Source organism: Candidatus Ruthia magnifica str. Cm (Calyptogena magnifica) (assembly GCF_000015105.1).
GTDB classification, from domain to species: domain Bacteria; phylum Pseudomonadota; class Gammaproteobacteria; order PS1; family Pseudothioglobaceae; genus Ruthia; species Ruthia magnifica.
Map to the genome: position 1 here is coordinate 266,433 of NC_008610.1, position 24,629 is coordinate 291,061.

Consider the following 24,629-nt stretch of genomic DNA (forward strand, 5'->3'; position numbering starts at 1 on the left):
ATACCTAAATATTTAAGTATAACAAAAAAATAAGTAAAAAACACAATAATAAGAAAAAATAATGAAAATTAACAACGCAAAAACAACTACACAATTAAAAACATTACAAACTCAAGCACAAGCTTTTTCCAAAACGCTAAGTAAAGTTATTGTTATTGTCATCAAGGGTGAACAGCATATTAGGGTTATACCAGGTCATGCTTACGAAATAAGCATCGAAGATGGTAGAAACTTTGACTTAATTGCCCAAAAAGTAGACAATGATTTGAAAGTGTTGTTGCCTAATGATACTATTGTTGTGTTCAATGAATATTTTAAAGTGTGTGTAAGTGATTTGTCTTGTTTAGTATCTTTACCAAGCGAAGACGGCATTTATCATATTATTGAAAATAATTTTGTTACGTTTACTAATAACTCTCAAATCATTCATTTTTATGGTGATGAGTCTGTATTATCAGCCGTCGCTACTAACCAATCTACGGTGTTTGCTGAAAGTTTTAACGAAGTTTATCTCACTAATATTTTTTCATCTTTAAGTATAGATAGTGGTGAGGTATTAGACGGCTTGCTAATTGTTGGTTTAGCAGGTGCAGGTGGCGGTATTTCTTCTTTGGAAGATGTTATCCTTAAGATGGTTGTTAGTGCAGGTGAGTTTATTGAAAATAATGGTGGACTTGTTAAATTATACAAATACGATCCTTTCATTGAAAAGTTAACTTTTTTCACAGACGTGGATCTTAACAATTCAGGAATGCAAGATTTCTCTATTGGTAATTATAAGGGTATTATTATTGCTAAATTAATTGATACTAATGGGAATAACGCTGACTTTAGAGACGAAGCAACAGGAGTAGATACTGACATATCTGCTACATTATTAGCAGTTATTGACGCTTCTAAAGGTGGAAATATTGACGTTAGTATTACGCCATTAACAACCATAGCTGCACTTAGAATGGGTTTAACCACTTCTGGTGAATTACCTACGGGTATTATGTTGGATATATCTACTATCAGTGACGCTAATAAAGGTGTAGCTAAGGCCTTTGGTTTGGGTAATGATGCTGACGTGGTTACTACTAAAATACAAACAGTAATAACACAAGATGGCGAAACTTCTATTTCGAATGCCTATGGTAATATTTTAGCAGCATTATCTGGTGTAGATTCAGACAAAAACTCTGGCAATATGGCTGCAACCATTACTCAGTTTGAAGAAAAATTAATAGGAATGGGTGCTGATTTAAAACTAAACACAGAGGGGCAAGAAGATTTACTTGCTGGTGCTTCTAAAGCTGAAACAAGTAATAGTAAGATTGATGTTGGTTTAGGATTGGCCACAACCATTAAAGATACTGATGCTATTGACAGCTCTACTACGATCAATATTACGTTAGGTTTTGAAGATACAGGTATTAGTGCAATAGATAATATTGTCAAAGCGTATGATTTAGATGGTCATGATGTTGGTACTGATGAAGGTATCAGAATTAATGTTATTGGTGTTAGTTCAAATTGGGTTTACTCAACTGATGCTGGTATAAATTGGTTTATAGGAGCTACAGATTTTGAACTTGGTACTGGCTTTAATTTAGTTGAAAAAACAACTACCTACAATAAAGCAGACATTATGGTTCGAAATGGTACAGACATTCTTGCTGGCTTCATAGAAGGTACTGAAGCGACATTGGGCGCTGGCACAATTTTTGTTGATGGAGATATGCCAAGTGGAATCACCTCAACAGAACTAAGTAGTTCGTCTAGTGCCAATTTTGCAGTGATAAATATATCAGTAACAGCTGGTAGTACTTGGCGGTATTCTACTGAAAATGGGGCTGATGGTACTTGGAAAGTAGTAGATGTAGGCTCTAGTTTTTCTTTAATTGCTAATGCTATCTATACAATAAATCAAATACAGGTTAAAGAAATAGATGCTGCAGGCAATGAGTCTACAATACTTAAAAATGCAGCAGAAATTACAGGATCAATCTTAGCATTAAACCTTAACAGAGATACAGGTAATAGTATATTTGATGGTAAAACAAATGATGCTATTATTAATGTGATTACTGGACCTGACGTTATTTGGGAGTATACAATTAATGGCGGTACAGATTGGACAACAGGTAGTAGGGGTAATGGTAGTTTTGAATTGTTAGGGTCAGATTCTCATGCAGTAAGCGATATTAAAGTTAAAATTGCAGGTCAGGACGATTCAAATGTCATAACTCTTTCTCACTATTCTGCGACATCAATAGATATATTAACTGCTAATGTCGATGCTACATTAACACTTGCATCTGCTGGCGACACAGGCGCTTCTAGTGATAACATTACTAGCAATAAAATAATTAATATATCTGGTGGCGTTACTTGGGAATATTCTACTGATGGTGGTGAAAATTGGATAAAAGGTTCAGACTCATCATTTGAATTATCAAGTCAATCTTATGTGCAAGGTCAAATACAGGTTAAACAAGTAGATGAGTATGGTAATTATTCCCAACCCACTTTATTTGATGCAATAACTATTGACTACATAGCTCCTACTATCACCTTGTTCACTTTAAATACAGTTGGTGGTTCTTATGGTGTAAATAGCAACATCAATATTACTAGTACAGTTAATGAAGAAATTGCTTCAGGTACAATTACAGTGACATTAAATACAGGTGAAACAGTAATTTTGACAGTTTCAGCAGATGATAAAACTCTTCTTACAGGAAATTACATAGTAAATACGGGCAACACCACGACAGGCTTAAAAGTAACCAGTTTTACTATCAATTCAATCATTGACATTGCAGGCAATATAATGACTGATAATATGGTGCCTGCTGATAAAAAAATCTTATACAACATCGAAGATAGAGATAGTACTATTGTCATAGATGGTGTTGCACCTAGCATAACATGTGCAACAAATCCAAACAGTGCACAAATTTTAAAAATCGGCGAAACACTGAGTGTAGAACTAACTTTAGATGAAATGGTTACGCTAACAAATGCTGCAATAGCAATCATTACACTGATTATTGATGATAGAGATGGTAGCACAATGGAAGTAACTGCCACAGCAACTGGCAACGGAATTGTTTCGAATACATTAATATTTACAACAGCAGCATTACCTAACAATTTAAATGATAATAATGGTGTTAAAGTAAAAGCTAATTCGTTATCATTTACCTCAGGTGAATTTAAAGATGCTGTTGGTAATGATGTTAGTTCAGTATTTACTGAAATAAGTGAAATAGCTAATACTCAAGTTGACACAATTGCACCAACAGTAATACTAAGTGGTAATATAGTACCAACAGCAAACTTAACCATGATATTTGATGAGAACATTATAAAGGTTGCTGGTAAAGAAATCAAAATTTATAAAGCTGATGGAACTTTTGTTGAAGCCGTTGATAGTGTAGAGGTTACTAATGATATAGTAACGATCAATCCAGCTACTGACTTAGAGTCTAATATAGCTTATTATGTAATAATAGCAGCTGGCGCTTTTAAAGATATAGCAGGTAATGAATATGCTGGTATTAGTGAGTCTAGCGTTTGGACTTTTGATACGGCCAGTTTAAGCACAACAGTAGCATGGTCTGGAATGGGTGTAAATAGTGGGGATGAGTATATTAATTTAAGTGAATTGACAAATGTAACCATTTCTGGACATATTGCGAATCCATATGGTGTTGGAAATGTAAAAGTGTTAGAAATTAAGTTTATTTCATCTAACGGTGGTACAGCTTACACCGTTCCTAGTAGTTTAGTTGGTACAGCAATAACAATAGATGGTTCAGGTAATTGGGTATTAGATAACGATAGTATCTGGGCTTCAAGTGCCAATTTTACTGACGGTAAAGCTTATAAGGTAAAAGTTAAATTAACAGCTATTTTGGATAACAATCCTGTTGAAGGGATAGGTATGAGTTCAGATAGTGTAGTGTTTGATACAGTAGCCCCAGTAACACCAAATGCAGTTTTAATAACTGATAGTGGTAGTAGTTCAAGTGACAGCATTACAAATAATTCTGCCATCAACGCACCTGTTAATAAAGAAATAGGTGCAACAGTAGAATACAAAATTGCTACTGGTTCATGGAGTACGACTTATATTGCACCAACGACAAATGGTGATTACATTGTCAAAGTAAGACAAATAGATAAGACTGGTAATGCATCAAGCGAACAAATAATCACGTTCACTTTAGATGTAACAACAGACGTAGTAGACGTTACCAGTTCGGTAATCGTTAATAAGATGGATATAACAAGTGGTGTAGCCTTTGATGCAGATATTGTGACGCCTAATGCAAGCGATATAGAAAAAATTACAGTGATATTTGGCAATATTCAAACTGGTGATAATTTGTTACTAGATGTAGAGCGAACACTTAGTAGTAGTTTTACTCAAACTACTAGTGTAACGCTTGGAATAGCTAATGTTAATTACATTTATGCTTCTAATAAGTTAACCATTACTAAACATAGTGGCGGTAGCTTTAGTGCTACTGAAGTGGAAAGTATTGTTGAAGCTGTTAAGTTGAAAAATACCAATTCTACTCCGGGTGATATTGATCGTACAGCAACCTTTGCTTATGTTGATACTGCAGGAAATACGGGAGCTTCTGCTCAAGCGACTATGACTGTTGTTGCAACTATACCAACTATTGTTAGTGTGACAGATGATCATGATCAAACTGGACAAGAAGTTACATCTGAGATGACAATATACACCGTGACTTTTAGTCACGGTGTAGTTTCTAGTTTCGAGTCAAATGATGTCATTTTAGTAGATACCTTAGGGGCACCAATCGTTATTACAAATTGGATTATAGGCGTTCTTACTGAAGTTCCAGACAGCTCTGGCACCCAATGGACTGTATCAGTCACTCCACCTTTAGGCGAAAATACCGTAGATGTTACAGCTGCACGTCTGAAAATAGAAAAAACAGGCTTAGTAGATATCTATGGTAATGATCCTTTTGACATCAATCATACTCAATCTATTGCTGATGCGCAAAGTTTCGATACTCAACCCCCTTCTATTCCAACCCTTACATTAAATACAGAAATAAGCGCTGGTACTGTTACTAAAGATAGGGTGATGAACGTCACTAATCTTGTTGCTGATGTGGCTTCATGGCAATACAGTGTTGATGGTGGTGTAAGTTGGACGACCGTTTCAGACAGTTCTGTGACTAATTTTACTTTAACAGATGGAACCTATGGCGCTGATTTCATCCGAGTCAAACAAACAGATAATGCAGGGCAAACTAGTAACATTGCTAAATATACTATTAATTTTAGTATTGATACTGCCATTGACACACCAACCTTTTCTCCTGTGGATAATGGTAAAATGTCTAATACGGATAACTTTGTTTTAACCTTTGCAGAGAGTATGATAGCTGTGACAGGTAAGAACATTATCATTAAACAACTTAGTGATGGCTCTGTTATAGAAACTATTGCTGCAGATAATAGTGCACAAGTCAGTATTAATGCAACAGGTGTAGTCACCATTAACCCAACTGATATTAACTTAGTGGCAAGAACAAGCTACTATGTTGAAGTGGAAGCTGGTGCTTTTAAAGATAATGCAGGTAATGAATCAACTGCCATCACTGGTAGCACTGTTTGGAACGTTATCGTGAATGAAATGAATGCAACCATAATGGTGGCCACAGACAATAAGATAAATGCCATAGAGAATACCACTGATATTGTCATTGCAGTGATTATTGGTGCTGACTCTACCATCTTAAGTACTTTATTACTTGGTGATTTTACAGTCACTATCACTAAGGTTGGTGGTAGTGTTGTATCAATTTCTGGAACAGCTTATGACAGTAGCACTGGTATATGGAGAGCCATAATCAATGATGGTGGACTCATCAATGGAGATATCTACACCGTACAAGCCAATATCACAAGCAGTGCTATGGGAATAAATACATCAAGCACACAAACAGTTACGGTTGGCACTAACGCACCAACATTGACTTTAACTGATAATAAAGCCATCGTTGGTAATGACAATGTGGTGAATATTACTGAGTCTGCCAATGGCTTTAGTATGACAGGTATTTCTACAGGTTTGACAATAGGTAGTGAAGTGAGTGTTGTGTTTAACACCATCACTTACACAACAACAGTAACAGGTGCTAGTAACAATTGGAGTATTGACATTCCTTCAACAGATACAAATGTATTAATAGAAGGAACAACCTATATAGTCACTGTTAATGCTAGTGATAACCATGGTAACCCTGCCACGCAACTATCACAAAATATTACTGTGGATAAAACAGCACCTGTTAGTACTATAGTGATTGATGAAATCATCACTGACTTGTCAACCATCACAGGACAGACTAGTGCTAACATAGATGTTGAAATTAAACTAGATACAGACAATAACAATAGCTATGATGATGCTACTTACATAGTCATCAGTGATGCCAATGGTAACTGGACATTAGACTTAAATAGTGCTGCCTCACTTATTTCAGGTAGTGCACCTACTTTTGCAAGTATTGATACACAGTTAGGTGTTCAAGTCAATATCATCGATACTGCAGGCAATATGACAACTAGAACAGAAACAGCAACTAAGCAAGCCTCTTCTTACTCTATCTCTGATTCAAGAGTGATTGAAGGTACAACAGGGACAAAGACCATGACCTTTATTGTGACTAGAGGAGGGGATTTTTCTGATGCTGGTACGGTTGATTATGCGGTGAATACTACACTAAGTTTAGCCAAGTTTAGTAGTTCTGCTAATGGTGTGGATGATGACTATAGCGGTAGTACAAGTGGTACGGTCACTTTTGCAGTAGGTGAACGCTTTAAGGAGATTACCTTTACAGTGAATGGCGATTACTATAAAGAAGTGAATCAGAATATTATTGTCGATCTAACCAATCCAACAGAGGGTGCAATCTCCAAGGCAACAGGTATTGGTGAGATTGTTGAAGTAGATATTACTCAACTAGCAGCAGCTTATAGTCTAAAAGATGTTAACTCAGATTTAGCGACTAATGCTGTTCGAGTCAGACGTTCTAGTGATAATACCGAACTGGATATTGGTTTTGATAAGTATGATAATTTGGATACGCGAGCTCTTCTGAATTTTGTGGGTAGAGATACGGATGACACAGGGTATGTAAGTATTTGGTATGATCAAACGGGCAATGGACGAGATATGACTCAAACCTCCAGTACAAAACAAGGTGTTATCGTGAGTGATGGGGTTGTCCAGACCCACTCTAATGGTCAAACGACTATCGGTTTTAATAGAGGGCTAAATGGCGCTAATGATGATTTTATGGAGGCAATAGGAACGGGTGGTGGAACTGTGACTAATCTTGAGGTTTATGTGACCTATGAATTTAATATTATAAGAGTAGGTACATTATTTAATCTAGGAACTTCTATTGAAGATGGACGTATCATAGCCCATGCTCCCTGGAGTTCGGGTGCTATTTATTGGGATGCTGGCTCGTCAACTGGTGACGCTCGTTTATTTGTTAGTGATGCACAACAGAGTGGACAGGTTTCTCAGTTAGTCTTTACTGCCAACTATAATCACACGGGTGCTGGCACAGTGCTACAAAATAATGTAGATGCCAAACAAGGTATTTTTGTTGATGGTGACAATAAAGCTGCCGATGAAACATTAAAAGGAAACAGCTTGGTGTTAGGTAATACTTGGGTGCTAATGAGTTTTGGTTATGGTTCTACTGTTTGCCAGAGTGGCAAAGTCAGTGAGTTTCTAGTCTATACCTCCAACACCGAGGCTGTAGAACCCATAGGCTTGTTCGGTAGTGCCAATAATAATGTATTTACTTATGCGGGTGAGAGTGCCTTGGTTATGCTAGATGGTAAGCTGGGTTATGATATGATCAAACTTTCTAATGCTTCAGACATCAACCTAGATGTCACTTCAGTAAGTTTGGTTAATATTGAGGTTATTAATATGCAAAACGTCGAATCTAACAGACTCACCATTAACAATACTCAGTTAGACACCAACGTTTCTATTTTAAGTGTTTTGATGAATACTGGTGATAGTATTGTTTATGAAAGTAATACCTTTAATTACAGTGCTACACAAGAAGCTGTTAATTTTGGAACAACAGATAATGACATTATTAATATGTCTTCCTTTAATGAAACAGTTTATGGTAGGGGTGGCAATGATACCTTCGTCTATAAATCCTGGAGTGATGCTGCAGCAAGCAGTAGTGCTGATAGTATTACTGACTTTACTATAGGCATGGGTGCTGACAAAGACATTCTTAATCTTAAAGACTTACTCACCGATTATGATTCTACAAACTTAGCTGATTTTATTAATCTAAGTCAGATTGGTGGCAATACTATCATTAGTGTTGATAAAAATGGTGCTATGGGTGATGTATTTACTGAAGATATTAATATTACCTTAACAGGGGTAACTGAAGCTAGTCTAGTTACTATGATTAATGATGGTAATTTGGTGCTTGAGTAGGTAGTTGCTTGGTAGTGTTTATTAATCAATTGGTTTTTTGACGTTAAGTAGAAATCTGACGTCAATTACGATTATACTTTGTATTAAAGTTGATTCAAAATTGAATTCATCCTATAATAAATGCAAGAGAATGACAATGAGCGTAACAATGATACTTCGTTTTGATGATGAAGTTAATAATCGCCTTGTTAATCTAGCAGTTGTTACTTAATGCTTGAAGACATATTTAATAATACAAGCACTTAAACTGTTTTTAGAAAATAATGACTGGTAATAGTCTTATTCGCTTGAAAGATATAGGAACAGGTGTAAATTATTTAAATGAAGGGCACAGGCCAAAATGAAGATTTAAGCGTAGATTTACGTACTATTACAAGTTCAAATGGTGGTGACATGACTGTCAATTTTAGAATATTAACTGAAATAGCTACATGTCAATTATTCAACGATAATAGTGATACAAAGAACAGACACTGATTTATTAGATTTTACTTCTGCTAAAATTAGCAGTGTTAATGGGAATATTGCTACGATATTTGGTTTGAATGACGATGTCAAAAAATCTACTAACACAGTATTTAATGAATTAGTTAATGGTGTTACTAATGATAAATTAAGTCAAAATATAACTAATAATTTAATTGTAGGTGCGAAAAAATCAGATGAATAAGATGAGAATGTAGATGTGGCTAGTAATTTTGTTAGCGATTTTGAATCTCAAATTGGTAATATCAACATTAGCGATGACACACTACTTACTCTAGATCTAGAGGTACTATTAACTTTTTTTTGGATAATAGACTTAAAAAAAAGTGAAAATGCTATTCAGTTTGCTGTTATAAATATGTAGTGGTTGAGCTTACTAGCCTAGGATATCACCAAAGGAAACAAGGTAGCATTAAACCTTGATAATTCAGCAAATTGGATGGGTGTTAAAATTATTGACAAGTCGGGTAATGTGAGTGTTATGTCAGATTTAAAGAATTTTAGTGATACTAAGTATTCTTTTAGTATGATGACAAATACCACCTATGAGTCACAAAATATTAAAATCCATCAAACCGATAAGACTTATCCTCTATTAATACGGCAAGTAGCACTACAATAGATGTATTTGTTGTTGAGAACAACACAATTACTAAAGTGAAAACTGATGGCAATAAGGCATACCTTTCTGTTCAAAATAGAATTGGTGATGCTAGTGTTATTGAAATAAGTTGCACTATATTTAGTGGCGATAGCTATCATCTAAAAGATAAGATAGGTAATTTGGTTAATAATTTTAAAATTGGCGTAAAAAATGCTGACATTTCATTAATTGGTACAAGTTTCTAACGATATTTTTATAAAAGGTTTGGGCAATGATATGCTTACAGGAAATGGTGGGTCGATACTTTTTGATTACAACGTTATAACCGACGGTAATGATACCATTATTGATTTTGTCATAGACAATGGCAGTAATGATGATAAACTGAATCTTTAAGACTTGATAAGTTATCAATCAAGAGATACTTCGAGTAATTTTTTAAGTGTCATAGATGCTGATCCTGCTGGAGAATGTTGTGATTAATACTGATAATAATGGCATAGATTTAAAATGATTAAAAGAACGATGGTATTATTATTTTTTGGCTTTCTCCTTGGTGGTGTGAGCGTACAAGAGCAATCAAAAGGTGAGTTTAATTTGTCTAATCTAATTAGCAAAGCGATTGCCTATCATCCTTCTATCAAAAGTAATATTTTTTTAGAGGACTCTGCTAAAAATGAAATTACCAGTGCTAAATGGCAATATTTTCCAATCCCTAAGTTTTCAGTAAGTCAAGTTGATAGTTCTAATACAGATCGTAATTATAATGGCGATAGTCGTGTTTCAACCATTAGCTTAACACAGCCACTTTGGGCTGGCGGGTCTATTGATGCAGGCTTGGCAAAATCAAGAGCTAAGCTTTTATTAGCTCAAGCATCAACCAAGGTCGTACAGCAAGATTTGGCTTTAAGAGTAATCAATGCCTACAGTAAATGGTATGACAGTTATTTAAAAAAAAAGTCATATAGTAAGAGTCAAAAAGAATATAGCATGTTGCGTACTCGTCTAAGGCGTCGTATTAAACAAGGCTTGTCTTCTAGTAGTGATTTAAATTTAGTAAATTCACGTTCAACCCAGGCAGAAGCCAGTTTTAATTCGGCCATTATTCAACATAAAAATAGTCTGCTTAATTTGGAAGGACTATTGGGCACTTCTATAGATTCAAAAGATTTGATTAGAGATTTTAGTATTGTTAAGTTTGAAACTAATCAAACTAAATTAAGCAGAAAGGCATTACTAACGAGCCCTAGAGTTAAGCAAATTAAGGCAGAAAGTTTAGTAATTGAAGCTGAATTAGACCAAAGTCATGCCAAGCTCTACCCAGATATTAACCTTAAATTGGAACGTCAATGGGGTAGTTTTACTACCAAAGATGCCAAGACTGAAAATCGTATTTTTATTGAATTTAATAGTAGTTTTGGTGCAGGGTTATCTAATTTTTCACAAACTAGGCAAATTAAAAGTCGCTATCAGTCTCTACAAGCAAAAATTAAAGACGAGGAAAATAAAGTTGCGCAGCAAATTAAGTTAGATTGGATGTCTTCTGTCTCTTTGAAAAAACAAAAAATATTGCTTGAGTTATCACTAGCCAATATAGAAAAAGTACGAAAGTCCTATTATCGACAATTTTTAGCAGGTAGAAAAACATGGCAGGATGTTATGAACTCCATTCGTGAGGTCTCTCAATTAGAGTCTCAATTGGCTAGTGTTTACGGCGAGATAATACTAGCGAATTGGCGTATTTTTGTCTATGTTGAAGATATTGGGGCGTTGTTGTAATAATTTTTAATGAAAGTTTGGTATTTGATCGAGCAGATAAAATATTATGGCATTCAACAATTAGCTTTAAAGAAGAACAAAATATTATTGATAAAATACTGGTAGAAAAAATTATTTGGTATATTGATAACACTCAAAACTTTAAATTGTCTTTAAAGAAAAAAGATTTTGTAACGTTTGTAGAATTTTTTGATAAAGAAGAAAAGCTTAGTCGTGAAAAATTAATTAAAATTGCTATTCAAAAAACAACAAAAATTACTCCAGTAGAAGAAATTATGCAAAAAGAACAGACAGACATCAAGCAAGAACAGAATAAAAAACAAAGCAATATCATACAAAAACTAATCAAAAAAAATTGTTAATTACAGGCAAAAAAGAAATGAAGTAGTTAAAGTCATATCGAATACTTTAGGTAAAAGTGTGTAGCATAAAAATAATGTTAATTCTCAGTAATATTTTAATAAAATTTATGAATTTAAAAATATTTAGAACAAAATACACAACGTTAAGAAAAAGGAAGAAAAATATACTAATGAGTGTTATGACGTTATAATTCATCTCGGTTTTGATAGCCTTTCTATGCATATATAATATAGATAAGAATATATTTTAGTGTTAAGTCTAGTTGTCACGATGCTTTCAGGATGTTCTTTTTTAAAATTAGTGCGGACTTTTTAAATAAAGTTTATCCAACACAACTTTTAAAGAACGATAATTCTTTACATATGTTAGGTATTATGTAAAAAAATATTACTTACTAAATTTTCTAAGTAACCTTTAAAGTATATATGGAGCAAAGTTTATTATTCAGTTTGCAGCGTTTATCGAAGTTGCAAAGGTCTCGTTTTAATGCATTAGAATTACAACAGATTATTGAGGATGAATGTAATAGTTCAATTGAAAAATTGGTAATGTTGCATAATGTATGCCATGCATTATTAATTCCTAATCCTAAAGCATTAAAATCTATTAATGACCCCTCTTTATTGCCTTTATTGATTTTTGATGAATTTCAACAATGGGGTATTCTTAAAAGTTTTAATGCTAAAGGAGAATGGGTAGCAGAATGGTTCTCTAAAGAGAAAAATTCCTGGTTAGAGGTAATACTTTATGATTTGAGTAAGTATAATATTTTTGCCATAAAAATGAAAAAAAAGTTCGATATAGGTAATGGTCGAATTTTTAAAATAGTTAAAACCGAATTAATTACTCATAAAAAATGGTTGATTGATGCTTCTTTAGCAGGAGTGTTGATTAATATTGTGGCTGTGGTTAGCGCTTTTTATTCTATGCAGATTTATGACCGTGTTGTGCCAACAGGTGCTCAACAAACTTTATTGGTGCTGACAATAGGCGTATTAGCAATAACGGTGTTAGATTTTATTGCTAAGTTAGTGCGTGCAGGGTTGTACGAAAAGTTAATTGACAATATAGATAGACGTTTATCTAGAGATATATACAAACGGTTTTTGGCATTACGCATGGATCAATTGCCAAAAAGTGTGGGTAGTTTGGCTTCGCAAATGCGAGGTTATGAGTCAGTACGTAGTTTTTTATCTACTATTACGACTTATCTGGTGGTTGACGTTCCATTTGTGCTGTTCTATGTTTTATTAATCGCTACTATTGGTGGTTATTTAGCTTTGCTGCCTATGATATTTTTTGTTATAGCAACTTTAACAGGATTATATTTTCATAAGAAAATAGAAACATTAGCAGATAATATTAATGAATCTGTTAATCTTAGAGTGGGTTTATTAGTGGAGTCAGTTGAAGGTGCTGAAACGATTAAATCTGGTCAAGGTGGTTGGCGCATGCTTTCTAATTGGATGAACGTCACTGACGAAGGTCGTAGTTATGATTTAGAGATGAAGCGAATGACTGACCAGTCTCAGTATATGGTGGCATTTTTTCAACAATCTTCGTTTGTGTTGATGGTAGCGTCAGGTGCATTATTGATTGGTGGTGGTGATTTGACCATGGGTGGATTAATTGCTTGTTCTATTTTATCAGGTCGAATTTTGGCGCCTGTTGCACAAATTCCATCTCACCTAGTTCAATGGGCAAACACTAAGTCAGCAATTAGATCACTAGATATGATTTTGGATTTAAAATGTGACCATGATGGTATAGACTCGCCTATTGTGTTTGAAAATCTACGTGGTGAATTCTATATTGAAGCGAAAACACAAATAAATTATGGCGAAAAGGTGGCTTTAGCCTTGCCAGAAATGAGAATCAACCCGGGTGAAAAAATTGGTGTTTTAGGACCTATTGGCTCTGGAAAAACATCATTATTACGCCTATTAAGTGGTATGTACAAGCCTAATGTTGGTCGAATTTTGTTAGACGACATTGATTTGGCCCATATTTCAAAACCTATTTTAGCTGAAAAAATTGGTTTTTTACAACAAGAAGGGCGACTATTCAAAGGCACACTTAGAGAAAATTTAATTTTAGGTCTGGTCGATCCAGATGATGATAAAATTTTGAAGGTATCTAAATTAACAGGCTTATTAGATAGTGTTATCTCTACTACTGAAAAAGGGCTAGAGCAAGAAATATTTGAAGGTGGATTAGGCTTGTCTGGTGGACAAAAGCAATTACTTAATTTAACTAGGGTAGTTTTGCGAGCGCCAAAAATATGGTTATTAGATGAGCCAACTGCATCTGTTGATCGTAACTTAGAAGTATTGTTAATCAACATGTTTAAAAAAATAATAAAGGTAGAAGATACGTTGGTATTGGTAACGCATAAAATTGAAATGATAGAATTAGTTGACCGTTTAATTGTTGTTAATAAAAATCAAATAGTGATGGATGGACCAAAGGCTGATGTAATTGCTCAACTTTCTGGCAAAACATAAGAGGCTAAGTCATGAATTTAGAGAAAATTTTATTAAAAATTGAGCGTTCATTTTCGATTGTTTATGTTTTATTAGGTGGCTTCATTGCTTTTATATTGTGGGCATCACTATTTGATATTGATGAAACAGTTCGTTGTCAAGGCAAGGTGGTTGCTAACGGTAGTAGCCAAATTATTCAAGTAGCTGATGGTGGTGTTTTATCTAAATTATTGGTTAGTGAAGGTGAGCATGTTCAGCAGAGGCAACTTCTAGCAACACTTGAAAAAGATCGTGCACAAGCGAGTTATTATGAGATAAGATCTCAAGTAGCATATTTGAAGTCAGCATTAGCAAGAGCCAATGCAGAAATTTTAGAAAAGCCTATTGTATTTGATGAATTAACCAAAAATTATCCTGATTTTATGAATGCACAAAAAGCTTTATATGTTCAAAAGAAGCGCTCTTTAAATCAAGAGGTATCCATGTTGGAGGAAGGTCTTGCAATGAATATTGAGGAATGGGAAATTACTCAAAGTTTGGAAAAAACAGGTGATGTTAGTCAATTAGAGGTTCTAAGAGCTAAACAGAAAGTATTATACTTTAAGCGTAAAGTGGTGGATACTAAAAATAAATATTACGAAAAAACTAGTTCTGAAATTGAAAAGTTGGAAGGTGAGTTGGCTAAGAATCTATATAAACTTAAAAAACAAAAAAGTGTTTTAGAATATACTAATATTTATTCACCTGTGTCAGGTATTGTTAAAGAGCTAAAAGTAACCACTGTTGGTGGTGTTTTACGTGCTGGAGAGCAATTGATGGAAATATCTCCTTCTCAAGGGGGTGTTATTTTAGAGGCAAAAATTAATCCTGTTGATATTGGTAGATTAAAATTGGGCATGCCAGTGATGATTAAACTTGATGCATTTGATTATACTATTTTCGGTGGTTTAAAAGGTACACTAAATTACATCAGTTCGGACACTTTATTGGATAAAGACCCTTCGGGAAGACAAATAACTTTTTATCAAGTAAATGTCAAAATTGAAGGTCCAGAGTATGAAGATAATGTCAAATCCAAGGTGATTAATGTCAAATTAGGCATGTCAGGTACGATTGATGTTAAAGTCGGAAAGCGTTCTTTATTCACCTATTTAATCAAGCCAATTAGTCGTGGTTTTAGTGGCGCTCTTAACGAGAAGTAATTAGATATTGCTTTTGAGCGAAGTGTGGATATTATTAGTTGGTTTTTATTAAGACGCTATGCTAACTTATTGGAACAATGGGAAGCTAAGAGCTAGTATTTTTGAAATTATTTATAAAAATGATAAAAATCCAAATTTTAAAATACTGTTTACAAAAACAGCGCATTATAAATTGGCGATTAGTCAATTATATCAGCGCCAAAATAAAAGATCTTGATATTCAAAGTAATTGTTTGTCATATTTCAAGCATAATAAGAAATCCGAATTAATGTAAATAATGGTATTTTTTAATGATTCATATTGAGTTAATCCTTTCATTATAAATGACAAAAGTATACTAAATTTATTAACAGATTTGGATTATTTACTATTAAATAATCTTTATGGCAATCACTTGAACCTATAGTAGATAAAATATTAATTGATTTTGAACGTTAGGATATGATTGAATCTTCTGTATTAAAAGAACAAGAACTTAATGTTAGTAAATACTTTAATTAGAAAAAAATTTATTGACTTTCAAGTGTGATATTATTAACACCAGTCGTTTTTTTCCATGCGTGTCCATAAATAACTTCGTAAGTGGCTGGTAATTTCCCATTATTTTTGTAAGATTCATACATTCTAATCATCAGTTGGAATTTGTCTTTACCAGTTAGGGACTTTGAGCGTTTAGCAACTGTTTGAGCGCCAATGGCTTTAAGATCGCGCAATAAATCAATAACTGTTTGATAAGTAAGTGTTAAGGTTTCCATTTCCATTACAGGATTTTGAAACCCGTTTTGTAGCATTTGATCGCCAATATTATGCATATCAATAAAAGTGTTGACATGTGTTTTATCATCCACAATTGACCAACTTTTTTTTAATTCTTTTAGCGTATCTGGGCCAAAGGTAGAGAACAAAATTAATCCATTATTTTTAAGCACACGGAAACATTCTGAAAACAAAATGTTAAGATTTTGACACCACTGCATCATCAAGTTAGAAGTAATCATATCAACGCTATTGTCCGGTAGTGGTAAATAATTAGCATTGGCACAAATTTTGCTACTAGATGGGTTATATTTTAAGGACTGTTGGGCAAAATCTAGACAAATAATTTTTGAGTTTGAAAAGCGCTTAGTTAGTTGTTGACTAAGTAAACCGGTGCCTGCACCAAGATCAAGAATGATATCAGCTTTGGATGAAATAATATTAAGTTTTTGATCCAATCTAACAGCAATTTCTTTTTGTAAAAATGCATAATCATTATAATTATTTGAAGCTTTATTAAAGGCAAATCTTACCTGAGACATTGGACAACTTTATTGGTAATATTATGCATTAATTCAAAATAATAATCAGATCCTTGTTGAATATTTAAACCTATAATGTCAATGCTTACTGAATTTATATTCAGACCTTCGGTCAGTGTATTAGTACGTTTTTTAGGCACTTCTATAGTACTGAGCAAACATTTTGTTTGTGTATTTTTCATTATTTTTTTAGCCTCAAGTATTTTAAATATACTTAACCTTTCACCGTGGTAATTTGTAATATTAATTGATTTTTTTAATTGATTGGCATTGGTAAAATAATCAAAAGTATTGGAATAACTTGCAAGTACTTTAGGCTTATAAATTGATAATTTTTGATTAATATCTTGTTTGAGTTTGTCTAAATTTTTATTAAGTTTGTTTAAATTAGTTCTATAATTTGATTGGTTATCAGGGTCAATTTTAATCAATCTTTCAATCAGTTTTTTTGCAAATATTTGCATATTATTTACATCTAGCCAAAGATGATAGTTAACTACTTTCTGATGCTTCTCATTGTGAATAAGATGAATATTTTTCACATTGCCAATAATTAGTTTTTCATTAAGATTAGCCAATACTTTTTTAAGCCCACTTTCAAAAGTTGGGTGAATAAAAATAGCTAAGTCTGCATGACTCAATAAAGATAATTGAGAAGGTTTGAGATGAGTATAATGCGCTGATTGATTGGTTTTTAGTAATAATTTTGACTCTGTTATTCCTTGAGTTAAGCTGTTAACAATAGACTGAATAGGCTTAATACTAACCACAATATTTGGTGCTGCAAAGATATTTGCAGAAAGTAATGTTATTATTGTTAAGAGTGAAGGGAAAATCATAATAAATTTCTCTAAAACAAAGGATATTATACTACTCAATTTATTTTTGACAGATAAAAATTGCACGCTTAGGTGCTGGAAACCCTTCGATGGTTAAGTCTCTATTATTTGGATCAAGAAAGTTTTTAAGAGATTGTGTGTTATTGCCAATCCAATGAGTTGCTCGTTGTTCTTTTGATGTGGTTTTGGTAACGTCCAACAATTTAATGTTTTTAAATTCTGCATCTTCAAGCCAAGTGCGTAGTGTATTTTTAGATGGTAGACAGTAAACATTTCGCATTTTAGCGTAACGTCCTTTTGGGATGATTTTTTTAACTTTTTCCAAATCAATAATGAGTGTTTCTAAGATAAGTTCTCCACTTGGTTTCATAACATCTTTTAGTTGGTTTAAATGCAACTCATAGTCTTTTTGGTGATATAAAACACCCATGGAAAATACCGTGTCAAATAAAGGTTTTTTTGGTATTTTGTCTAGGGATAATGGCAATACAAATACATTTGGTAGATTATTAATTAATGTTCGAATGGCTTGAAACTGATAATTAAATAATAAGAACGGCTCAATTCCTAGTGCAATTTTAGCACCTGAGATAGCCATAAGATAAGTAAAGTAGCCATTACCAGAGCCGACATCAAGCACAACCTTATCTTTAAGTGGCTTGATATGGGGAATGAGTCTATGCCATTTCATATCACCTCGCCATTCACTATCAAGTTGCAAATCGCCAATTTGATAAGGCCCTTTACGCCAAGGTATAAGCTGTTTTAAAGATTTTTCCAAAGTAAAATTATTGATATGATGAGCACTAATGTTTAAATAAGGTGTTATAAAATCAAGACTACCAGTATTTTGAGTTTTAATCTGCTTAATAGCTTGTTCCCATTTGGGTATGTTACCGTTATTTGTATTAAATACATGGGTTGATAAATTGATAAGTTGTGTGCATATCAAATCTAGTTGTGTTGATGTAGCGTATTTATAAAAATCACTAAGCATAAATTTATGTAAAGATGGTTATTTCTGTAATAAAGTAGTATAAAATATAGAGTCAAAGGGGGAATAAGTCAACTTTTTGAATAATTTGGAGATAGAAAAATGATAAATAAAACACTAGGTCTTGTCGTAACATTTGCATTAGTGGGTAGTGTAATGGCTGGTGGAGATGATCTCGATATGGGGCCTGTTGAACCAATTTTTGATAAAGTTGTGGTGAAGAGTGAGCACAATATTGATACAATGATATTAACTGATACTTCCAAAGTAATTGGCCAAACTATAACTGGCGCTCCAGTAACAATAGCAGCACATGAAGCTTGTAAAGATAGACTTAATTTGTTTAATACTAACATAGAAAAATTCAAACAAGCGCTTGCGAGTGGGTTCTTGTACAATACAGGTCCACTTAATGAAATGGGTACATTATTCTCACCAAAGAGATGGAAAGATTATTTTTTCTGCGTAGAAAATCATCAATAATAGTGTTTTTTAAATTATAAAAAGCCCGCTTTGTATCGGATTTTATTAGTTGGTTCTTTTTAAGACTGGATTAAATTTCTAACAGAGAGTTTTCTTTTTCGCAAAATTTGGCTTCTATTTCTTTGATATACGTATCAGTAATTTTCTGAATACTATTCTCTGCTTTTCTAGCCCCATCCCTTGAAATTTCTTTTTCTTTTAATAGTTCTTTAAAATCAGAATTGGCATCGCGACGAATATTACGAATAGCAACTTTAGCTTGCTCTGCTTCATCCTTGACGATTTTTACCAACTCACCTCGGCGCTCTTGAGTAAGTGGTGGTAAAGGAATGCGCATGATTTGCCCCATGGTTTGTGGGTTAAGTCCTAAATTTGATGTCATAATGGCTTTTTCAATCACAGCTACCATATCCTTTTCCCATGGAGACACTTTAAACGTGCGTGAATCTTCTACACTAATATTAGCCACTTGGGACAGTGGCACCATAGAGCCATAATAATCTACATGAATTTGTTCGAGTAGTGACGAGTGTGCACGATTTGCTCTAATTTTACTAAAAGCATTCTTAAGTGAGGCGACACTTTTATTCATTCTACTTTGTGCGTCTTGTTGTATTTCATTTAACATAATTTATTTCCTTACGATAGTACCTAAAGGCTTACCTTTTAAAATATCTGATAATGTATTTGTGTTTTCTAGCATGCTGAATACACAAATTTCCAAATCATGCTCACGACATAGTGCAAATGCAGACACGTCCATAATTTGAAGATTTTTCTCAATTGCTCCATCAAAACTTAATGAATCATAACGTTTCGCATCAGAATTTTTGATAGGGTCGCTAGTATAAATACCATCTACTTTGGTGGCTTTAAATACGGCGTCTGCATCAATTTCAATAGCGCGTAGTGCTGCACCAGTGTCAGTAGTAAAACATGGACTACCTGTACCTGCACAAAAAATGACGACTTTACCCTCATTTAAAGCTTGTTTAGCATGTACATGGTTAATTGAATCACACACGCCGCCACCAATTGAAAAACCAGACATGACTAGTGTATCAACCTTATTTTTTTGACAAACATCTGCAATAGCAAGTGCATTCATAACCGTTGCTAACATACCCATATGGTCACCAGTAATACGATTCATACCAGCTTGTGCAAGTACTGCACCTCTAAAAATATTACCACCACCAACAACAATCGCTATTTCAACATTTTGACTAAGTACTGATTTGATAATATTAACAACCTTGTTTAGTGCTACTGGATCAATTATATTTTCAGTATTGGCCAAGGCCTCACCACTTAGTTTTAATAAGATGCGTTTATATTTACTCATTAACATGCATTAAAATTCATAATATTGAAGTAATTTTACCTGTCTTGGTGTTTATAATTAACTCTTTGTCCGACATATTTTATGGATCAAATTAGTATTCGTGGCGCTAGAGTCCACAATTTAAAAAATATCGATATTGATATCCCTAGAAACAAGTTAGTTGTGATTACTGGGTTATCTGGTTCGGGTAAATCCTCACTGGCTTTTGACACCATTTATGCAGAAGGACAGCGTCGTTATGTGGAGTCTTTATCAGCTTATGCGCGTCAATTTTTGTCACTCATGGAAAAACCTGATGTTGACCATATTGAAGGACTATCTCCAACCATTTCTATTGAACAAAAAGCCACTTCTCACAATCCACGCTCAACGGTTGGTACAATTACAGAAATTTATGATTATTTAAGGTTGTTGTTTGCTCGTGCAGGTATTCCCAAGTGTCCAAAACACCAAATTAATCTTGAATCTCAAACCATTTCTCAAATGGTGGATAGTATTGTCAAGTTACCAATGGGTGAGAAAATCATGTTGTTAGCACCCATTGTACAAAATCGAAAAGGTAGCCATGCAAAATTATTGGAAGAATTAAATCATCAAGGTTTTTTAAGGGCTAGAGTTGATGGCGTAGTCGTGTATATAGATGAAATGGAAGTGCTTAATGGCAAGGTTAACCATACTATTGAAATTGTTATTGATCGTTTAAAAGTACGAGAAGACATGGCTTCACGCTTGTCTGAATCATTAGAAACTGCACTTAATTTGAGTGCTGGTTTAGTGCGAGTTGCATCTATGGAAGATGAGCCTTCTTGGCAAGAAGGAGTGTTTTCTGCTAAATTTTCTTGTGTTGAATGTGGTTACTCATTAAGTGAATTGGAACCTAGGATTTTTTCATTTAACAATCCAGTTGGTGCTTGTCAAACTTGTGATGGCTTGGGTGTAAAAGATACATTTGATGAACAAAAAATCGTGGCTAATCCTAGTATTAGTTTGGCAGATGGTGCTGTTTATGGCTGGGGACGTTCAAATGCTTATTTTTATCAAATGTTAATATTGGTAAGTAAGTATTACGACTTTAATATTGAAACTCCTTATGAACAATTAAGTGATAAGCACAAAAAAATTGTTCTTTATGGAAGTGGCACAGATGACATTGATTTTTCCAAAATAAAAGGACGTAAAGGTTGGTCTAATAAAGCCAAGCCATTTGAAGGTATTATTCCAAGAATGATACGTCGTTATGAAGAAAGTGATATTCGTAGTGTTAGAGAAGAACTTTCTCGTTATGTGGTGAGCAAGGATTGTGTGCAATGTCATGGCGATAGATTGAATGAATCGGCTAGAAATGTATTTATTGATGGGAAAAACTTATCAAATATTACCAAACTTTCCATTGCTGATATTTATGATTTTTTCAAAGAATTAAAGCTAGAAGGGGCTCGTGGTCAAATTGCAGATAAGATTTTAAAAGAAATTGTTCAGCGTTTGGCATTTCTAATTAATGTAGGGTTGGAATATTTAAGTCTTAATCGTAGAGCAAATAGCTTGTCAGGTGGTGAAGCGCAGCGTATTCGCTTGGCCAGTCAGATTGGTGCAGGACTGATGGGTGTGTTGTATGTGCTTGATGAACCATCAATCGGTTTACATCAAAGAGACAATCAAAAGTTACTAAATACACTGACATATTTGCGTGATATTGGTAATACAGTGATTGTGGTAGAGCATGACAAAGAAGCAATTAAACAAGCCGATTACGTGATTGATATCGGTCCTGGTGCTGGTATTCATGGCGGTGAAATTGTTGCAATGGGTAGCCCTAAAGACATCGAAAATAACCTTAAATCTTTAACGGGTGATTATTTAAGTGGTCGTCAAAGTATTGAAGTACCCACTAAACGTAAAAATGTCAGTCAGTGGTTGCGTATTAAAGGCGCTAAGGGTAATAATCTTAATAAGGTTGACCTGTCTATCCCTGTGGGTGTATTAACTTGTGTGACGGGTGTGTCTGGCTCTGGAAAATCAACCTTAATTAACGATACTTTGTATGCTTTAGTAGCTAGAGAGCTTAATCATGCACAAACAACACCTGCTGAATATGAATCAATTGAAGGTTTGAATTATTTTGACAAGATTGTCAATATTGATCAAAGCCCAATTGGACGCACACCACGCTCTAATCCAGCTACTTATACAGGTGTATTTTCATTAGTACGTGATTTATTTTCACAAACTTTGGAAGCAAGAACGCGCGGTTATAAAGCAGGACGTTTTAGTTTTAATGTTAAAGGTGGTAGATGTGAGGCATGTAAGGGTGATGGACTGATTAAGGTAGAAATGCATTTTTTACCAGATGTTTATGTGTTATGCGATGTGTGCCAAGGTCAGCGTTACAATCAACAAACTTTAAAAGTGTTTTACAAGGGAAAAAGTATTGCACAGGTGCTTGACATGACTGTAGAACAGGCTTGTGAATTTTTCCAACCCATGCCTAAAATTAAACGAAAATTACAAACTTTAATGGATGTTGGGCTTTCTTATATCATTCTTGGACAAAATGCAACTACCTTATCTGGTGGCGAGGCGCAACGTATTAAATTAGCAAAAGAATTGTCAAAAATGGATACTGGACAAACACTTTATATTCTTGATGAACCAACAACAGGTTTGCATTTTCATGATATTAAACTTCTACTGTCAGTTATTAATAGGTTGCGTGAGCGCAACAATACCATTGTGATTATTGAGCATAATCTTGATGTTATTAAAACTGCAGATTGGATTGTTGATTTAGGCCCTGAAGGGGGTAATAAAGGTGGGCAAATTATTGCATTTGGCACACCAGAAGAAGTGGCTCAAGTTAAAGGGTCGTATACAGGTGAATATTTAAAAGCTTACTTGTAATTTATCTTTGACTTCATTTTTAATCTGCAAATCAGTTAATGTGTAGGTGTATCTTTTATTGCCTTTATTTTGTTCTATTAATACAGGTAAATATTGATATTTTGGCAAAAAGTAAGCTTTTATATTGCTATTATTAGCGTTTATTCTATTAACTTTTATGGCTTTGATAGATTGGTTGTTTATTTTAAGAAAGTGTCCATTAGTTCTTTTGTATTGATGCTGTTCTATCGATTTTCCATTGGTCACTTGATAGGTAAATATAGATTGATTAGGGTTATGCTTTAAATCATTTGATAAAGCTAAAAACAAACTTAGTGGATCAACAATATTTCCACTTTTAGAATGCCAAGTTCTAATTTTTGATTGGGTTTTAGTGAGAATAGGCATAATAGAATGATTTTTTGAGTGGATATCAATGTCATAATTTTTAACCAATTTCCCGTCTTCTTTCTCTATGATTTGGTAATGTATAGCATCAACGCCTTGAGGGTTAGAGGAAAAGATAGAGCTTGCTGCTATGGAATAGTCTTTTATGAAGGCTGCAAGCCCTGAGGTTCTGGCATTTGCAGTATAAAAATAATGTTTATCTAGTTTGTATAATGTTCTCACTTCCTCGGCTATTTTAAAACCATTAATTGATAATTTATAGTTAGCAGTATGTGCTTTTAAGGCATGCGCTGTAGAGTTAATTAAAATTGTAAATATAATTAAGGTAAGTAACTTCATAAGACTTTTCCGTCTAGCGTGGCATGATTTTTTTCAAGTTTTAACCTCCCTTGTGTAAACCAATGAATGACTTTGTGGAATAATTTATGCTCTTCAAGCAGAACGCGTTTTGCCAAAGACTCTGTTGTATCTGTATCAAAGACATCAACACTTACCTGGGCAATAATTGGACCTCCATCAAGTTGTTCAGTCACAAAGTGAATGCTGACACCGTGCTGACTTTCTTTAGCTTCTAGTACTCTTTTATGGGTATTAAGTCCTTGAAATTTTGGCAATAACGAAGGATGAATATTCAGCATTTTATCTGAATATTGATTTGTAAATTTAGCGCTTAGTATACGCATAAAACCGGCAAGAATAATAATTTCAGGGTTGTATTGATTTATAATATTACTTAATTCTTGATCAAATTCTTCTACAGATGAAAATTGTTTGTGATTCAGTGTGTGGGTAAGAATATTTGCATATTCAGCACGTTTAAGACCATAAGCACTACTGTGGTTACTAATAACTGCTTTAATATCTAAATCAATAGCAGCGGAATGATCAATAATTGATTGTAGGTTTGAGCCGTTACCAGAAATTAAAACAATACCATTCATACTTA

Annotated in this window: 17 protein-coding genes; 10 read left to right on the forward strand and 7 right to left on the reverse strand. The window is 33.8% G+C overall.

From position 1 onward, the window contains the following. Positions 1–61 precede the first annotated feature (61 nt). From RMAG_RS01290 to RMAG_RS01325, 8 genes are all read left to right on the forward strand, one after another. Positions 62–8,521 (forward strand): type I secretion C-terminal target domain-containing protein, encoded by an 8,460-nt coding sequence (locus tag RMAG_RS01290; protein ID WP_011737658.1) that lies wholly within the window; start codon positions 62–64, stop codon positions 8,519–8,521. Positions 8,522–8,975: 454 nt separating this feature from the next. Next, positions 8,976–9,191 carry a hypothetical protein gene (locus RMAG_RS01295; RefSeq protein ID WP_011737659.1) on the forward strand — a complete coding sequence of 72 codons (216 nt, stop codon included), beginning with the start codon at positions 8,976–8,978 and terminating at the stop codon, positions 9,189–9,191. 255 nt (positions 9,192–9,446) lie between these two features. Further along, a complete protein-coding gene (locus RMAG_RS01300) occupies positions 9,447–9,629 on the forward strand; it encodes a hypothetical protein (protein ID WP_041194917.1) in 183 nt (60 codons plus the stop codon). Between the two features lie 35 nt (positions 9,630–9,664). Continuing rightward, positions 9,665–9,856, forward strand: a complete 192-nt coding sequence (locus RMAG_RS01305) for a hypothetical protein (RefSeq protein ID WP_024792266.1) — start codon at positions 9,665–9,667, stop codon at positions 9,854–9,856. Between the two features lie 265 nt (positions 9,857–10,121). Further along, positions 10,122–11,390 (forward strand): TolC family protein, encoded by a 1,269-nt coding sequence (locus RMAG_RS01310; RefSeq protein WP_011737660.1) that lies wholly within the window; start codon positions 10,122–10,124, stop codon positions 11,388–11,390. Positions 11,391–11,407: 17 nt separating this feature from the next. Continuing rightward, complete coding sequence (locus RMAG_RS01315) at positions 11,408–11,752, forward strand: hypothetical protein (protein ID WP_011737661.1); 345 nt, start codon at positions 11,408–11,410, stop codon at positions 11,750–11,752. Positions 11,753–12,178: 426 nt separating this feature from the next. Beyond that, entirely contained in the window at positions 12,179–14,257 is a 2,079-nt protein-coding gene (locus RMAG_RS01320; protein WP_011737662.1) for an ATP-binding cassette domain-containing protein, read from the forward strand. 11 nt (positions 14,258–14,268) lie between these two features. Beyond that, positions 14,269–15,438 carry a beta-barrel domain-containing protein gene (locus RMAG_RS01325; RefSeq protein ID WP_011737663.1) on the forward strand — a complete coding sequence of 390 codons (1,170 nt, stop codon included), beginning with the start codon at positions 14,269–14,271 and terminating at the stop codon, positions 15,436–15,438. 510 nt (positions 15,439–15,948) lie between these two features. On the opposite strand, the gene bioC is transcribed toward RMAG_RS01325, so the two are convergent. Genes bioC through cmoB form a run of 3 tightly spaced genes read right to left on the reverse strand, consistent with a single transcriptional unit; the run spans position 15,949 to position 18,573 of the window. After that, on the reverse strand, positions 15,949–16,737 hold the full coding sequence (gene bioC / locus RMAG_RS01330; protein WP_011737664.1) for a malonyl-ACP O-methyltransferase BioC: 789 nt from the start codon (positions 16,735–16,737) through the stop codon (positions 15,949–15,951). Further along, positions 16,725–17,576, reverse strand: a complete 852-nt coding sequence (locus tag RMAG_RS01335; RefSeq protein WP_011737665.1) for a metal ABC transporter solute-binding protein, Zn/Mn family — start codon at positions 17,574–17,576, stop codon at positions 16,725–16,727. Before RMAG_RS01335 ends, bioC begins: the two co-directional genes overlap by 13 nt. Before the next feature lie 40 nt (positions 17,577–17,616). Continuing rightward, positions 17,617–18,573: a tRNA 5-methoxyuridine(34)/uridine 5-oxyacetic acid(34) synthase CmoB gene (cmoB, locus tag RMAG_RS01340; RefSeq protein ID WP_011737666.1), complete on the reverse strand. Its 957-nt coding sequence runs from the start codon at positions 18,571–18,573 to the stop codon at positions 17,617–17,619. A 99-nt stretch (positions 18,574–18,672) separates the two neighbouring features. Here cmoB and RMAG_RS01345 point away from each other — a divergent pair, with 99 nt between their 5' ends. Next, positions 18,673–19,053 (forward strand): hypothetical protein, encoded by a 381-nt coding sequence (locus RMAG_RS01345; RefSeq protein ID WP_011737667.1) that lies wholly within the window; start codon positions 18,673–18,675, stop codon positions 19,051–19,053. A gap of 70 nt (positions 19,054–19,123) precedes the next feature. Here RMAG_RS01345 and frr read toward each other — a convergent pair whose 3' ends face one another. Both frr and pyrH read right to left on the reverse strand, forming a co-directional pair. Beyond that, positions 19,124–19,681: a ribosome recycling factor gene (frr, locus tag RMAG_RS01350; RefSeq protein ID WP_011737668.1), complete on the reverse strand. Its 558-nt coding sequence runs from the start codon at positions 19,679–19,681 to the stop codon at positions 19,124–19,126. 3 nt (positions 19,682–19,684) lie between these two features. After that, on the reverse strand, positions 19,685–20,398 hold the full coding sequence (gene pyrH / locus RMAG_RS01355) for a UMP kinase (protein WP_024792263.1): 714 nt from the start codon (positions 20,396–20,398) through the stop codon (positions 19,685–19,687). 81 nt (positions 20,399–20,479) lie between these two features. On the opposite strand from pyrH, the gene uvrA reads away from it, so the two are divergent. Then, positions 20,480–23,296 carry an excinuclease ABC subunit UvrA gene (gene uvrA / locus RMAG_RS01360; protein WP_011737670.1) on the forward strand — a complete coding sequence of 939 codons (2,817 nt, stop codon included), beginning with the start codon at positions 20,480–20,482 and terminating at the stop codon, positions 23,294–23,296. Here the strand turns inward: uvrA and RMAG_RS01365 are convergent. Further along, positions 23,279–24,022 carry a DUF3108 domain-containing protein gene (locus tag RMAG_RS01365; RefSeq protein ID WP_011737671.1) on the reverse strand — a complete coding sequence of 248 codons (744 nt, stop codon included), beginning with the start codon at positions 24,020–24,022 and terminating at the stop codon, positions 23,279–23,281. The two genes, uvrA and RMAG_RS01365, sit on opposite strands and share 18 nt — an antisense overlap. Next, positions 24,019–24,624, reverse strand: a complete 606-nt coding sequence (gene purN / locus RMAG_RS01370; protein WP_011737672.1) for a phosphoribosylglycinamide formyltransferase — start codon at positions 24,622–24,624, stop codon at positions 24,019–24,021. Before purN ends, RMAG_RS01365 begins: the two co-directional genes overlap by 4 nt. Between the last annotated feature and the right edge of the window lie 5 nt (positions 24,625–24,629).